Origin of the sequence: Ferrovum myxofaciens, assembly GCF_013181415.1 — a bacterium.
GTDB lineage: Bacteria > Pseudomonadota > Gammaproteobacteria > Burkholderiales > Ferrovaceae > Ferrovum > Ferrovum myxofaciens.
Genome location: NZ_CP053676.1, coordinates 98,124 through 111,911 on the forward strand (window position 1 = coordinate 98,124; position 13,788 = coordinate 111,911).

Consider the following 13,788-nt stretch of genomic DNA (forward strand, 5'->3'; position numbering starts at 1 on the left):
TCCCCACCTCACCACCATGGAAAATCCTGGGTGGCTGGGAGAGGCGTATGTCTAAAGTTCAGTCCCGTTGCATTAATCATGAAATTTCTTGAAATGGTTTTAAATGCTTGCTATATCGATGTCGGATGGCCGACGAGAAGAATCCCCCGCATTCGCTTATCATGGTACAACCTGAACATTCGGGAGCATATTCGTTTTTCCAGTCACTGATTGATTTTCGGTAATAAGGCCGCACATCCTCATTTACCAAGCAGATTTGGTGATTATAGACGGAAATGTTCATTCCGTAGCTCGCCAAGATTTCCACTGCCCGGCTCAGAGCATCCTTGTATTCATAGGGATCGATCCAAAGCTTGTCCAGATTTGCGCGAGTAAAACCAGTCATCTCAAGACCCATCAGGGCAACGTGATCCACGAAAAGCAGGTTGCGCGCAAGGAATTCGCACAACTGGCTGAGCCGTTTGGTCGATTGCTGGTGGATGACCACCCGGATTTCCACTTTCTGTTCCATGCGCTTCAGATTAAGCAAACCCTGTACCGTTTCATCGAACGCGCCTTTGGCTTGCACGATGAAGTCATGCAAGGCAGGGTCATCAGAATAGATCGGGATTCCCACCATCATGTCGGGATGCTCGATGCCAGCGTAACTTCTTACGAACGCGTCTTCCTTGAAACGGCGTCCATTCGACAGGATATGGACCGAAGTCCACGGCAGGTAGCTTTTGGTGGTCCGGAGTATTTCCAGAAATCGCTCACCATGTAGGGTTGGCTCTCCCCCGGTAAAGCCGATCTCCCGCGTAGTTCTGGGAATGAGCGGGATAAGCTGCTCGATTTCATCAAGCAACCAGGAATCGTCTACATTCTTAGGGGGCTGGGAACACATCAAACAATAATGGTTACACCGCTCGGTGACTAGAATGCTGTTGCTATGTGAAGATTTTCTGAAAAGCACCCGAATGGCGCCACCATTCTGGGAAAGCCGTATCACATCCTCGTCACCAAGATATGCGTAGTCATCCGGCAGGAGGGTGTAATCCACGTTCTTGGGTAAGCTGGCTGCCAAACCATTCATTGAATCAAGTATCAGATAATGCGCGAATCCATCTGGTATTTTGTCGTCCTGTACTAGATAGGCTTTGGATTCCTTGAGCACGCCTGGCAGCAGAGCATTGGTAGAAATGCTGTATAGCCGTGATCCCGAATTCTCCGAGCTTTGAACCCCGCTCACTTTTCCACCAAGTTTCAGCACCTGTTAACCCATCCAAGGAAGATCCGTTTGGTTTCTTCATCGCTCTGCATCAACCCGATCAGGTGCTTGAAGATCGCCATGTTGCGTTTGCAGAACGCGGACTCTGGCTTTCTCGCCACCGTATCCTTGTGGATCGCATGGTGATATACAGGCTCTGCACCGCAGTATGGTTCGAACGCACAATCAGAACACATTGGAACGCTCAACGTGAAGGTGTCTTCCAAAGCATCCAAGAGCGCATCAGATAGGATAATTTCTTCATAGGTGTTTTCCGCCAAATGTCCGAGGCGGAAAGTCTGATCACCCATTTCGGCCAGCATTCGGCTTTCGTCGGACGCATAGACCGCACCATCGTAATTGAATACGATGGCGGCAATTCCGGCACCGCTCGGATTCATCAGATCTACGAATCCAGGGTTAGTCGAAGAAAGCATTTTGGTGAGAATGATTGCGGCGTAGTGTTCAACGAATCGGATTCCCGCCTTGTTGAGGGCGAGAATATAGTCCAAACCTTCTTTGTAAAACTCCAGCCAGCGCTCTGCATCGTAGGCCATGAATTTTCTGGTCTTGATGGCAAAACCATACGGTGACAGATGACGGAGAAATATCCCTTGGAAACCTAAACGAAGGTACTCATCGATAATTTCCTTGACCCAAATAAGGCTCGCTTCTGTCGTCGTCATCAATGCTGATACTTGATCGTAGCCGAGAACCAATCGCGCTTTCTCCAGTCCCTCCACAAACTTCCGATGGCTATCTTTGCCTTGTCTGGGACGGTTCTGGTTATGGAGATTTTCGGGGCCGTCCAGGGACGACGAGAGGATGACTTTATGTTTCTTGCAGAACACCAGTATTTCGTCCGTGAGCAGCGACATGGTTGTGGCAATGACAAATTGCAGATCCTTGCCGAAGTGTGCATTGCGTTCCTTTGTTCTCAGCACGACATACTTGACCATTTCGAAATTCAGCAGGGGTTCGCCTCCCTGGAATTCTATCTTGATGCCAGGTGATGGCGACTTGAACACGAAATCCAACGCCCTGTCAGCAGTCTCCTGCGTCATGTCGTAGGCGGATTTGTCGGAAGACTGACGGGAGACTTGGCAATATGGGCAACTGTGGTCGCAACGCAAGGTGACCACAAACAGGTGCAGGTTGGTAAAGTTTGCCAGTCGAGCCAACTTGGTGCGGAGCTTTAGCGCAAGCAACTCTGCCGGGGCAATCTCACCATCTTCCTGTATGAAATGCTTTGCACGAAGGTTTGGGTAGTCTGGATGATCAGGAGGCAAACATCGGCCCACTATGGATGCAAGCACATCCCTCAGAACAATGTGGTATTCGCCCACCATATTGGTGATCAGGTATTCCTCGTCATTTAACCTGTCGAACTTGAACGGTAGCAGTTTGTACTGCTGGAGTGGCGGTTGATAGGCCTCGAAATTTTGAAACTTACTCACCACCCTGTAAACCTGTTCGAGAAAAGGCTATGCCTAATATGAGATTGCGAACGGATTCTGTTTCGGCTTTAAGTTTCAGGCGCAGTTGCTGATCCAAGACTTCCTTCTGGAAATCTTCTAATGCCAGATCGAAGGCGACCCCAAGCGTGCCCGAGGTGGGCTCAATAGAACACTGGATCAGTCCATCACACAGCGAAATTCCTACCAGTAAGGCATTCATATGGCGGTACGCTGCTTTCTGTACGGCCTCTACAGAATACGCCCGCTCATCAAACTTGAGCAAGGTTGGTTGTTCGTTCATCAAGACCCGGAATAGTGAGAACTATGAGAAGCGTGCGAGGCATGAGACTCATGGGAATAGTGATCTGCAACCATTGTTCCCTTTTCATTGCGCCTAAGGATGAATTTGAACAGCTTCTGAGAATCGCCCATGATCAAAACATCTTTGGCTGCGACATTAACTGCATCGGTAGCATTGGGTTCAATGGAGTCAGAGTTGCTTTTCACGGTAGCAAAGGCATGATCAGTTGCGAACATGCTCGCAAGAACTGCCAGAGGCACAAGAAATTTGCGGCTATTCTTCATAGCATCCCCCAATGTAGTTATTCTGCGTTAAGGTTGAATCAGCCCGATGTCGGCGTTCTTCAGGATAGTTGTCGCTTCACTTTCTGAGTTTTTTCATTCTACTTCCAAAGAGCAGCCCCCTGCAAATAATGTGGGGAGAACGACCTGACTTGCCAACCGCCGTTCGCGTTCGTCGCGTGCACGCCCACACCCGTGGACAAGTCGTCAAACCGGTCACTCCCCTAATCGGTGCCCAGTTTCGTGTCTGGCCAGTCCAGCGTAGATGCGTCTTTTCCTTTGCGTGCCCAGAAGATGACTTTTTGCAGTGCACAGGCCCGTACCTTCCATCAGAAAATTCAGACGCCGAACATCTGGGTAAATCGGCCGTTCCCTCCTCACAGAGTCTTGATAGGGCCCCACTCGGGGCCATTTTCGAGGAGGCTGTATGGATACCCCACATTTTTTAGTTGCAGATCCCACAGATGAATTCATGACCTGGGAGGTTCCCGTTGGCAAGGATCCGGTAGGCGACTACGGACTCTCGCTGAAAGACAACGACGATGACGAAAACATCGTGAAGGGGGCTGATCATGACTGAAGAGAAGGAGAACAAGAAACCTCGGGATCTTCGACAGGAAATTACAGACAAATTTCTGGAGGCTCTGGATCAGGGCAAAATTCCGTGGGAAAAACCATGGGAATCCCTTGAACACGGGATGCCCCGCAACATGGATACCGGGCGTGAATATAACGGAGGAAACAGCCTGATCCTGATGCTGGAACAAAACGCTCGGGGATACACAGATCCGCGGTTTGGGACATTCCGGCAAATCGGCGAACTGGGCGGGAAAGTCACCAGGGGAGAAAAAGGCATTCCCATCGAATTCTGTGGCAAAGAGCCTTTTTATCACCGCCGAGATACGAGTGTGTGGCATCAAGGTCAAACCCACAAGGTCTTCGGGGAGGAAGGAAATATCGTCCATCTCGGGAAATTCAAGGACACGGCCGCAACGAAGTCCGTTCCGAACAGTTTGATCAGTGTCTTCCACAAGGATAAAACGCTTTCCTGGGACGAGGCCCATAAGAATCTTGACCGATTTGTGGCCCGTTCCTATGTAGTCTTCAATGTGGAACAGTGTACCGATCTGGAGAAACTTCCTCCCCTGATACTCCCTGATTACAAAATTCCGACGAATGAGCGAGCCGAGCGGATCATGGCGGCCATGCAAAAGGATAGCCTGGGCTTTGCCGAGCATCCCGAACACGCCTTTTATTCTCCCAAACGCGATGAAGTCTCACTGCCACCCCGGCAGAGTTTCAAAACAGTTGAGGGATATTACGGAACAGCCCTACATGAAATCGGGCATGCCACAGGGGCTGCCCAGCGTCTGAACCGGGAGGGAATTACGGGTGGCCACCGGTTTGGATCGGAAGGGTATGCCAAAGAGGAACTCCGGGCCGAGATTTTCAGTGCTTTTATGGCGGTACAAACCGGCATTCCCCACGATATGACGCAACACCAGGCCTATGTCAAAAACTGGTCTGAGGTTCTCAAGAAGGACAAGCACGAAATCTTTCGGGCGGCCGCAGAAGCTGGGAAGGCCGTGGATTATGTCCTAGCCAAGGAACGGGACTTGCAGATCGACCACACCAGGGAATCTACGGTGACGATGGAGAATGCACAAGTCGATCAGGTGAGTTCAGAAAAACAGAAGGTTGCAGACCCGTCACAACGCACCGGACCGACAAATAACACGGTCACTTTCAAAGTAGAACAGGAGCGCCAGCATCCCGTGTTGGATGTGCCCAAAGAGAATATGCCAGATCTTCCGCGTATCCCAGTCAGGCATAACCGTAACCTGGAGCGCTAAGGCGTAGTAACCACTGCTGCGCGAGTAGCCCTTTATCCTCTCCAAGGTTGGGTACTCGCCGTTTGGCCCACGACACGGGCCATTTTTCTTGGAGTGATCCCCGTGAACAACATTGCTTTGTATCATATTCCCAAGGCGCAACATGACATCACCCGTTTTGTCTGGGTGGGGCTGGGGCTCTTTGTCATGATCGTATTGCTCTCCTGCTGGATTGCAACCGAGTACGCGGCCTGGGCTTTGGGGTTTGATCCTGGGCTTGGCACACCCATGATGCCGTATACCTACTTTCCTTTCGACATTCTTGTTTGGACCTGGAAATTCGACCGGCAGGAATACAGCATTCAAACCATGGAGATCTTTACACGGGCTCATATCATCATGGGCGTGGGGGGGTTCTTTTCTCTGGTGTTGCCGGTGGCAGTAGCCTATCGCCGGACGCGCAAAGCGGATGCCGAAACCAATGACCTGCATGGATCCGCTCATTGGGCCACGGCTGAGGAGGTCAAAAAGGCCGGGATCCTTCCCGACGAGCATAACAAGGGAGGTGTTCTGTTCGGGGCTTTTGAGGACAAGGGAAATGTGCAGTACCTGCGGCACAAGGGGCCAGAACACATGATGGTGTTTGCTCCGACCCGGTCCGGGAAAGGGGTGGGGATTGTGATTCCGACCCTGCTCTCCTGGGATCAGTCCGTACTGGTTCACGACATCAAGGGAGAAAACTGGGAACTAACCAGTGGGTTTCGCCAAAAGGTACTGGGACAACGGGTCATCAAGTTTGACCCCACTTCTGAAAAGTCCGCACGGTTCAACCCGTTACAGGAAATCCGGCTCGATGCCAATCTGATCAAGGATGTTCAGAACATCGCCACCATGATCGTGGATCCGGATGGCAAGGGGCTCAATGACCACTGGGCCAAGACCGGTTTTGATCTGATGACCGGGGTCGTACTGTTTGTCCTGTTGTATTGGGATACTACTGGCCCTGACACCAAATTACGCTGTCTACACACAGTTCAAGCCATTTTGTCGGATGGCGGTGCAATTCGCGACATTGCCAATCAGAAAGCCAGGGAAGCCGCCAGTCAGCAGAAGGAAGGGGATCAACCGCCGGAAGGCTCCCAAGCCGTGATGACTTTTATCCGGGATATCGCCATCGATAAATGCAAGACCATTACCGATCCCCATCTGGTTACTGGCTGGGAGGCCGTCGCCCAGGCGAGCCAGTCTTTTCTGAACAAGGCTCCGAATGAGGCATCAGGCGTATTGTCCACGGCGTTATCCTTCCTGTCCCTGTATCGCGATCCCATCGTGGCCAATAACACGCGAACCTCAGACTTCACGCTGGAAAGCCTTATGGGCGGTGTGGTTATGGATGGACAGAAAGTCCCGGAAAAAACTTCACTTTATCTGGTGGTTCCTCCCAGCGACAAGGACCGGCTGAAACCGCTCTTGCGTCTGATCATCAACCAGGTTGTCAGACGGCTGACGGAAAGCATGGATTTTGATACCGGTGGGGCCAGTAAAAGCCGCTACCCTCATCGACTGCTGCTGGTACTGGATGAATTTCCCAGTCTGGGGAAGTTGGATATTTTTCAGGAGGCGCTGGCTTTTATTGCGGGGTATGGGCTCAAGGCACTATTGATCGTGCAGGATCTGAGCCAGTTGTTTGCCGCCTACGGCAAGGATGAATCCGTCATCAGCAATTGCCACATCCGGGTGGCCTATGCGCCCAACAAGATCGAAACCGCCGAACTGCTCTCGAAGATGGCAGGACAATCTACCGTGAGTCATACCCAGCGTCAGTATTCCGGGAACCGGTTGGCCGTGGTGCTTCAGCATGTCAACACCAATGAACAGATCGTCCAGCGGCCACTACTCACTGCTGACGAGTGCATGCGCCTGCCACCAGACGATGAGTTGGTCTTCGTGGCGGGATATGCCCCGGTTTACTGCCAGAAAATCAGGTATTACCAGGATGCGGCTCTGAGTGAGCGCATCAAGTTGGGGGCGGCCACCACGACAGGACGGAAATCATGAATGCGGGTACAGTGCGTCGGCTTTATATGGCCGTGGGCATACTGATCATGATGGCCATGACATCCTTCACGATTCTGCAGACGGGCTGGCGCATCAATCTGACCGAGAGTGAACCATTGGGGTTATACCGCATGGAACCCATGCGGTCTGACTTTGTGATTCACAGGGGAAGCCGTGTAGAATTCTGTCCGCCCGACGCAGTAACTCCCGAGCGATTTCCATTCTATATGCAAGGCGATTGTCCGAACGGGGGAATGTCTATGTTCAAGACCATCGCCGGAGTACCTGGGGATGTCATTGAGGTAAGTCCCAATGGGATTCTGATCAACCATCGCCAGTTGCCATACAGCGGCCAGATGGAAGGATCGATGCAATTTCCTTGGGTAATTTTGCCACACCAAACCGGCACGATCACATTAGGTTCCCACCAGTACTGGGTTTATGGAAGTGGTGCTTGGCCAGAGCAAGCGGCGCAAAGTTTTGATAGCCGGTACTGGGGGCCAATCAAAGATAATCAAATTCGTGGGGTGTCACCCAAGCCATCTGGATTGCTTGAACGTCGCAACGCTATTTTGTAACCAAAGGAACTATATTGAAAAATTTACTTTTATCCATTGCAATGTTGTCTGTTGCTGGGCTCGCGTCAGCTGTGTCTCTTTGTCCAGAGCAATACCCGGACGGGATACAGCCCACTGTTCTTAACCCTTCCGACCGGAATAACTTGATGGAATTGTGTGCTCCCCATGGCGGTTTTGCCAGCGAGTATTCACCCGTACTGCGAGTGCCACTTTATTCGGTCGAACATATTACTGCCGAACACATTGTCAAACATCAGAAACGGCAACAGAAACGTATAGATTCATTTCGCCCCGACGACCGGCTGACTCATGACCAACGCGCGGAACTTGAAGATTTTCGGCGTTCTGGTTTTGATCGTGGTCACATGGCGCCCGATGCGGACAGTTGGGACGAAGAGTCCGAATACGACACCTTTGTACTCTCGAACATGGTCCCCCAGGCTCCAGACAATAACCGCGAACTCCACGCCCACATCGAGGGGGCTGTCCGACACATGGCCAAGCGGGAAGGCAGTATTTATGTGTTCACCGGACCCGTGTTCCAGGGCGATACGTCCTACTTGCATCGGCGTGTTGCGGTGCCCAGCGGAATTTTCAAACTGATATACGACCCCAAGCGTCACGCAGCGGCGGCGTACCTTGAGAATAATGTCAATGGACCTCAGGGACAGACCTACAAGGTGATCTCGTCTGTTGAGTTGACTCAGTTAACCGGGATAGATTTTCTCCCCGGCATCAAGAATCTTGGGATGCTGGACCTGCCTGTACCCAGAGAGTCCAACCATTTTGTTCGGCACTCAACCAAGCCGAACCATTTTTTCGGATTTTAGGGGGAAAGGATGATTGATCCGGATAACTCGCTTCTCCAGGCCGTGATTGTCGTAACCGGCGTGATCGGCAATATTTTCAATGCGCGTCGCGACTCCCGAGGGTTTTACTTCTGGATGGTGACGAACGCACTCATGATTTATACTTCTTGGGTGGTAGGTGCATGGGGTTCAGCAGCACTGTTTTTTTACTATGGGATGGCATCAATCTACGCATTGAGGCACTGGAAAAAACTCGATCAAAACCTCTTTCGACATCTCCCCATAGAATCTGACCAAGAATAGGATAAAAGGACAATAATGTATCGATATTTGGTCACAACATTTCGCACGCCTCAGTTTCAAACATCAGTCATCGACGACCACTATGCTTTCCTGGATCGTTTGAGACAGCAGGGGAAACTTGAACTGGCGGGACCGTTTACAGACAAGTCTGGTGGCGCTTACCTGATCAAGGCTGCTGATATGGAAGAAGCCAAAGCATTGGCTTTTAGTGATCCAGTCCATACATCCAAATCCTCAATAGTCACTGTCTACGAATGGAATGCAAAGTGAGGGCAGCAAAATAACCGAACCCCAGTTTCGAATTTTTCTCTTTAGGCGCGCACCCTCTGTCTTTCAGGTGTGCGCCTCACCAAACTCATATCAGTCCCACCGTACCGAGCCCTCCGGTTAACTTATGGGCGCAAACGAGAATATGCCATGTGTCTTCCACCCTGCGAGACAACTCCATCGGGGTGTCATGGCTTTATATTGTTTCTCCCGGCTCGCGCTCTGGAAAAAACCCTCCCGTTCCCTCATCCCCGAGTCTGAGTAAGGTACTCATATCGAGGCCCAACTCTTGAAAGGACGGAACAGTATGAAAAACTCGATTCGCAATACGGTTTGTAACCCAATTGTTCGCCGTGCCGGTATGACTGGGGCGGTTTTTCTGGCCACCATTTCCAATGCCTTCGCCACTGGGGCTGGTGGCTTGCCTTGGGACGGCGCAATCATGACGCTACAGAGTGATTTAACCGGTCCAGTGGCCACCGCGATCAGCGTCATTGCCTTTCTGGCCGCAGGCGCTGCTCTGGTATTCGGGGAAGAATTGGGCGGAATCGCTAAGAAGGCCCTCTATGTAGTGCTTGGGGTGGCATTTATCGTCCTTGGGGACAGATTCCTGGCCGCTATGGGGCTGACCGGTACGCTGATCTATTGATGATGGTCCCTCAAGAGAATAAGGGCGGAACAGGTGCGGACGATAACTCACCTGGAGAGTTGGACCTCACTCTCATCATTCAGCCACTTCTGGATCAGGGCCGCAGTTTGAAGGAAATCGCTGTGGCCCTGCGCAAAACTGCCTACCTCGTAGAGATGATGGCCAAGATTCATGGAGATTTTCAATGAGCGACTTCACAACGCCAATTCACGAATCCCTGAACCGTCCCATCCTGATGATGGGCGGTGAACGGAATCTGGTGCTTATGCTAGGCATTCTGGCTGGGGTATTTATCTTTTCTCTCGCAAAGTTCTGGGCAGCGGCCATTGGCATTACCCTTTGGACGGTTGGGCAATGGGCTTTGAGCAGGGCTGCCACCTACGATCCGCAATTATCAAAAACCGGAGTACGGTTGATGAAATACCAACGTTTTTATCCGGCGAGGGCAACCCCTTACGCCAAGATCAGGGAGATCAAGACATGAGGGCACTCAAGGAATTCCGTTCGGCGGTCTATGGCTTGGCCGACCTGCTGCCCTGGGCGGCCATGGTGGACAACGGTATCGTCATGACCAAGGGCGGAGGGTTGATGGCCGCCTGGGATTATCACGGGCCGGACCTGGACTCGGCTACCCCGGAGGAACTCAAGGCCATGGCTGCACGAATCAACACGGCTTTGAAATTGGAGGATGGCTGGGTGTTGCATTGCGATGCCATCCGGGCCCCCGCTCCAGGCTATGCGCCCCAAGGTGCTTTTGCTGACCGCACCACCCGGTTGATTGATGAGGTACGACGGGGCAGTCACGAATCTACCCATGTGGGGTTTGGGAGCCGCTATGTCTTGACCCTGACCTGGTTCCCCATGCCCGATGCTGCCCGAAAGACTGCCGACCTGTTTGTGGACGGTCGTGTCGTCGCGACAGCAGAACGGAATCTGGAACGCTTCAAGAATCAGATTCGCGAGATCGAGGGCAGGCTTTCGAGTTTTCTGCACATCAAACGTCTGGCTGATGTGACAGACCCGGTCACACAGGAGATCAGCAGTCCACTACTCGCCCACCTGGAGCAGTGCGTCTCCACGGATCCGGCCGGTCGCCCGTTCCTCATGCCTGAAATTCCCATGTACCTCGATGCCATCCTGGGGCATCACGATTTTGCCACCGGGTTTGTGCCTCGCGTCGGACGCAGGAATGTTTCCTGCATCGGATTGACGGGACTTCCCCCGCACAGCTTTCCGGGGATTCTGGATTTTTTGTCGAGATTGCCGGTGTCCTACCGCTGGAGCAACCGGTTCATCTATCTGGATCCTGGTCAGGCCGAGAAAACCCTGAATCAGTACCGCAGTAAATGGGCCCAGAAGCGCAAGAGCATGATGAACCTGATGCGCGAAAACGCCGGAGGGCAGGCGACCCACATCAATGCCGATGCGGACCGTATGGCCAATGATGCGGTACAGGCCCTGGCGGAAGCCTCCAGCGGAATGGTGCTTTATGGGTATTACACCAGCGTACTGTTGTTGTCCCATGAAAACGAGGCTGTATTGGATGAAATTACTCGTGAAGTGGTCAAGCTCATCGAGAACCATGGGTTCGGAGTGCGCATCGAGGATGTCAATGCAGTGGAGGCATATCTGGGGAGCCTTCCGGGGAACACTTCAGCCAATGTGCGTCGGCCCCTCATTCACACACTGAATCTCGCTCACCTGTTGCCCTTCACTTCGGTATGGGCAGGCCCTGACAAAAACGCTTGCCCGTTCTACCCGCCGGACAGTCCACCGCTGATTTACACCAAGACCGATGGCAGTACGCCCTTTCGGCTGAGTCTGCATTCCGGAGATCTGGGGCATAGCGTAATTCTGGGCCCCACTGGGTCCGGCAAATCCACCTTGCTGGGTCTGATTGCCGCCCAGCAGTTCCGTTATCCCAAGGCCCAGGTCTTTGCCTTCGACAAAGGGTACTCCATGCTTCCTCTGGTATTGGCGTCGGGCGGGCAACATTACGACATTGCCGGTGACCATGCCCATCTGGCCTTTTGTCCCTTGGCCCGAGTCGATGAGAAAAACGAACAGGCATGGGCTGCCGAATGGCTGGAACAACTCTGTGAACTCCAGGGCATGAAAATTCTCCCCAGCCACCGCCAGGAGATTTACCGGGCCGTGGTCCAGCTTGGGGCATCTACCGAAGTCATGGCCCAACGGACTATGACCAACTGCCTGATTCTGATTCAGGATCAGTCTCTGCGCGAAGCCTTGCAGGCCTACACCCTGAGAGGGATGGCTGGGCACTTGCTGGATGCGGAAACCGACAGTCTGGATGAGGATCCCTTTCAGGTCTTTGAAATGGAATGCTTGATGAACAAGGGAGACAAACTGGTCCTGCCGGTACTGACCTACCTGTTCCACCGCATCGAGCAACGCTTCAGGGGACAGCCCACTCTGCTGATTCTGGACGAGGCATGGGTCATGCTGGGGCACCCGGCATTCAAGGCCAAGATCCGGGAATGGCTCAAGGTCTTGAGAAAAGCCAATGTGGCCGTGGTCTTCGCCACCCAGAGCCTGACAGACCTGACACGATCCGGAATTGCGGATGTGATCTATGAATCCTGTCCCACCAAAATCCTGTTGCCCAATCCGGAAGCCATGACCGAGAACATCCGTCCGATGTATCAGGGGATTGGACTCAACGACCGTCAGATCGAGATCATCGCCCGAGCCACTCCCAAGCGCCAATACTATGTGATCCACCCCGAGGGACGGCGGCTTTTCCATCTGGGATTAGGCCCGGTTGAACTGGCCTTCGTCGGTGCTTCCGGCAAGGAGGATATCGCGCAGATACGGGAATTACACGGCAAGCATGGGAACAGTTGGCCCGGCCAGTGGCTGCGTCACCGTGGCCAAATCAAGGCGGCGGAAGTCTGGGAATCCTATCGGTAAAAGCGGAAACCGGGCGGAAAGCGTTTCGTCCGACGCGGCGGATTCGTTCAGGAAGTGATCAAGGAAATTCTCGGCGAGCATGAACTACATTTACGATCTCAATGCAAGTCGCTGCAACGCGATAGAAAACGATGTAGTTAGGATGGGCCACAATCTCGCGCATGCCCGGGACGCGCTCACTCTGTCGGTACAAGTACGGGTGTTCAGCGGCTGGAAGAATGACTCTTCCAGTAGGCGTTTCATACGCCGGGCTGCCGGTGGATTCTCGAAAGCGATGTAACGGATGATTTGCGCCAAATCATCGCGGGCTGTAGCCCGCCAAGCGATGAGCAACAAATCACGTCCCCCGCAGTGCGGCCTCGGCTTCCTCGATGATGCTGTCCATCTCGACCATCACTTCGTCATGCGGGATGAGTGACCGCTTGTCAGCCAAACTCAACTCGACCTTGGTGCGCAACCAAGCGACATAACTGGCTTCCTGATCGACACTCTCGAATTCTGAAACAAGGGGAGACAGAGCGACGCTCATTTGCTAATTCCTCCGTTTCTTTCATTTTACGCCAATCCCCGTAAATTCGTCACACACTCAACACAAGCCGCTTCCAATACTTTCCTTGCCCTCCGATCCGGCGTATAAAACGCGTGTCCGATGCGGAATTTTTGTGCTTGTACCTCAAAGTACAAAGAAATTCGGCTATTGACAGCTTTCGCCTCATTGCTGCCGGATGAACTGTCATGGGTTCAAAGGCAGGTATCCGAGTTGAGCGGACGCTTGGCGCGTCAACCCACGGACTGGAGGTCGGCCATTCCGGTCTTTGGGCCTGAGCCGAACGAACGACAACGATCTGACAGTCAGCAGACCGTGGTACCGCCAAGCCGTTGAGGGTGAGTTTCCCCACCTAATGAACTCATACACTCGACCCTGCGCTGTCCGCAGATCCGATTTCTGCCGCTGTAACCTCAACGAGCAATGCGTAGTCGATAGGGGCATGCGCCAACTAACAGAACCTCTTGCTCTTCTGATAATTGCCAACTCATATTCTAGGATGGTCGAACATGACGAACGACCCCGTTGC

At 52.7% G+C, this 13,788-nt stretch carries 16 protein-coding genes and 1 pseudogene; 11 read left to right on the forward strand and 6 right to left on the reverse strand.

Annotation, left to right across the window (positions count from 1 at the left end):
• Positions 1 to 76: 76 nt before the first annotated feature.
• The 4 genes from hxsC to hxsA2 are packed head-to-tail and all read right to left on the reverse strand — an operon-like array spanning position 77 to position 3,288.
• Positions 77 to 1,249 carry a His-Xaa-Ser system radical SAM maturase HxsC gene (gene hxsC, locus HO274_RS00505; RefSeq protein ID WP_273120532.1) on the reverse strand — a complete coding sequence of 391 codons (1,173 nt, stop codon included), beginning with the start codon at positions 1,247 to 1,249 and terminating at the stop codon, positions 77 to 79.
• Positions 1,243 to 2,703: a His-Xaa-Ser system radical SAM maturase HxsB gene (gene hxsB / locus HO274_RS00510; protein WP_273120533.1), complete on the reverse strand. Its 1,461-nt coding sequence runs from the start codon at positions 2,701 to 2,703 to the stop codon at positions 1,243 to 1,245. Before hxsB ends, hxsC begins: the two co-directional genes overlap by 7 nt.
• On the reverse strand, positions 2,696 to 3,004 hold the full coding sequence (locus HO274_RS00515; protein WP_273120534.1) for a hypothetical protein: 309 nt from the start codon (positions 3,002 to 3,004) through the stop codon (positions 2,696 to 2,698). Before HO274_RS00515 ends, hxsB begins: the two co-directional genes overlap by 8 nt.
• Positions 3,004 to 3,288 (reverse strand): His-Xaa-Ser repeat protein HxsA2, encoded by a 285-nt coding sequence (hxsA2, locus tag HO274_RS00520; protein WP_273120536.1) that lies wholly within the window; start codon positions 3,286 to 3,288, stop codon positions 3,004 to 3,006. Before hxsA2 ends, HO274_RS00515 begins: the two co-directional genes overlap by 1 nt.
• A 424-nt stretch (positions 3,289 to 3,712) precedes the next feature.
• Here hxsA2 and HO274_RS00525 point away from each other — a divergent pair, with 424 nt between their 5' ends.
• From HO274_RS00525 to HO274_RS00575, 11 genes are all read left to right on the forward strand, one after another.
• Entirely contained in the window at positions 3,713 to 3,865 is a 153-nt protein-coding gene (locus tag HO274_RS00525; RefSeq protein ID WP_273120538.1) for a hypothetical protein, read from the forward strand.
• A complete protein-coding gene (locus tag HO274_RS00530) occupies positions 3,858 to 5,138 on the forward strand; it encodes an ArdC family protein (RefSeq protein WP_273120540.1) in 1,281 nt (426 codons plus the stop codon). Before HO274_RS00525 ends, HO274_RS00530 begins: the two co-directional genes overlap by 8 nt.
• Positions 5,139 to 5,240: 102 nt before the next feature.
• Entirely contained in the window at positions 5,241 to 7,175 is a 1,935-nt protein-coding gene (locus HO274_RS00535) for a type IV secretory system conjugative DNA transfer family protein (RefSeq protein WP_273120542.1), read from the forward strand.
• Complete coding sequence (locus HO274_RS00540; RefSeq protein WP_420537368.1) at positions 7,172 to 7,753, forward strand: S26 family signal peptidase; 582 nt, start codon at positions 7,172 to 7,174, stop codon at positions 7,751 to 7,753. The genes HO274_RS00535 and HO274_RS00540 overlap by 4 nt, the downstream gene beginning before the upstream one ends.
• Before the next feature lie 146 nt (positions 7,754 to 7,899).
• On the forward strand, positions 7,900 to 8,583 hold the full coding sequence (locus tag HO274_RS00545) for a DNA/RNA non-specific endonuclease (RefSeq protein WP_273120544.1): 684 nt from the start codon (positions 7,900 to 7,902) through the stop codon (positions 8,581 to 8,583).
• Positions 8,584 to 8,592: 9 nt separating this feature from the next.
• A complete protein-coding gene (locus HO274_RS00550; protein WP_273120546.1) occupies positions 8,593 to 8,865 on the forward strand; it encodes a nicotinamide mononucleotide transporter in 273 nt (90 codons plus the stop codon).
• 15 nt (positions 8,866 to 8,880) lie between these two features.
• The gene (locus HO274_RS00555) at positions 8,881 to 9,135 is read left to right on the forward strand and encodes a YciI family protein (protein WP_273120548.1); all 255 of its coding nucleotides are present in this window, start codon (positions 8,881 to 8,883) and stop codon (positions 9,133 to 9,135) included.
• A gap of 304 nt (positions 9,136 to 9,439) precedes the next feature.
• Positions 9,440 to 9,781 carry a TrbC/VirB2 family type IV secretion system protein gene (locus tag HO274_RS00560; protein ID WP_273120550.1) on the forward strand — a complete coding sequence of 114 codons (342 nt, stop codon included), beginning with the start codon at positions 9,440 to 9,442 and terminating at the stop codon, positions 9,779 to 9,781.
• The gene (locus tag HO274_RS00565) at positions 9,781 to 9,969 is read left to right on the forward strand and encodes a hypothetical protein (RefSeq protein ID WP_273120552.1); all 189 of its coding nucleotides are present in this window, start codon (positions 9,781 to 9,783) and stop codon (positions 9,967 to 9,969) included. Before HO274_RS00560 ends, HO274_RS00565 begins: the two co-directional genes overlap by 1 nt.
• Positions 9,966 to 10,265, forward strand: coding sequence for a conjugal transfer protein TrbD (trbD, locus tag HO274_RS00570; RefSeq protein ID WP_273120553.1), 300 nt, complete (start codon positions 9,966 to 9,968; stop codon positions 10,263 to 10,265). The genes HO274_RS00565 and trbD overlap by 4 nt, the downstream gene beginning before the upstream one ends.
• Complete coding sequence (locus HO274_RS00575; RefSeq protein ID WP_273120554.1) at positions 10,262 to 12,712, forward strand: VirB4 family type IV secretion/conjugal transfer ATPase; 2,451 nt, start codon at positions 10,262 to 10,264, stop codon at positions 12,710 to 12,712. Before trbD ends, HO274_RS00575 begins: the two co-directional genes overlap by 4 nt.
• Positions 12,713 to 12,770: 58 nt before the next feature.
• Here HO274_RS00575 and HO274_RS13435 read toward each other — a convergent pair.
• Both HO274_RS13435 and relB read right to left on the reverse strand, forming a co-directional pair.
• Positions 12,771 to 13,048, reverse strand: a pseudogene (locus HO274_RS13435) (type II toxin-antitoxin system RelE/ParE family toxin).
• Between the two features lies 1 nt (position 13,049).
• On the reverse strand, positions 13,050 to 13,241 hold the full coding sequence (gene relB / locus HO274_RS00580; protein ID WP_031599031.1) for a type II toxin-antitoxin system RelB family antitoxin: 192 nt from the start codon (positions 13,239 to 13,241) through the stop codon (positions 13,050 to 13,052).
• Positions 13,242 to 13,788 lie beyond the last annotated feature (547 nt).

Coding starts and splice junctions, on each gene's coding strand:
- HO274_RS00575 (WP_273120554.1), top strand. CDS start 10,262: ATGAGGGCACTCAAGGAATTCCGTTCGGCGGTCTATGGCTTGGCCGAC.
- HO274_RS00540 (WP_420537368.1), top strand. CDS start 7,172: ATGAATGCGGGTACAGTGCGTCGGCTTTATATGGCCGTGGGCATACTG.
- trbD (WP_273120553.1), top strand. CDS start 9,966: ATGAGCGACTTCACAACGCCAATTCACGAATCCCTGAACCGTCCCATC.
- HO274_RS00550 (WP_273120546.1), top strand. CDS start 8,593: ATGATTGATCCGGATAACTCGCTTCTCCAGGCCGTGATTGTCGTAACC.
- HO274_RS00530 (WP_273120540.1), top strand. CDS start 3,858: ATGACTGAAGAGAAGGAGAACAAGAAACCTCGGGATCTTCGACAGGAA.
- HO274_RS00545 (WP_273120544.1), top strand. CDS start 7,900: ATGGAATTGTGTGCTCCCCATGGCGGTTTTGCCAGCGAGTATTCACCC.
- HO274_RS00525 (WP_273120538.1), top strand. CDS start 3,713: ATGGATACCCCACATTTTTTAGTTGCAGATCCCACAGATGAATTCATG.
- hxsA2 (WP_273120536.1), bottom strand. CDS start 3,288: ATGAAGAATAGCCGCAAATTTCTTGTGCCTCTGGCAGTTCTTGCGAGC.
- HO274_RS00555 (WP_273120548.1), top strand. CDS start 8,881: ATGTATCGATATTTGGTCACAACATTTCGCACGCCTCAGTTTCAAACA.
- HO274_RS00515 (WP_273120534.1), bottom strand. CDS start 3,004: ATGAACGAACAACCAACCTTGCTCAAGTTTGATGAGCGGGCGTATTCT.
- HO274_RS00560 (WP_273120550.1), top strand. CDS start 9,440: ATGAAAAACTCGATTCGCAATACGGTTTGTAACCCAATTGTTCGCCGT.
- relB (WP_031599031.1), bottom strand. CDS start 13,241: ATGAGCGTCGCTCTGTCTCCCCTTGTTTCAGAATTCGAGAGTGTCGAT.
- HO274_RS00565 (WP_273120552.1), top strand. CDS start 9,781: ATGATGGTCCCTCAAGAGAATAAGGGCGGAACAGGTGCGGACGATAAC.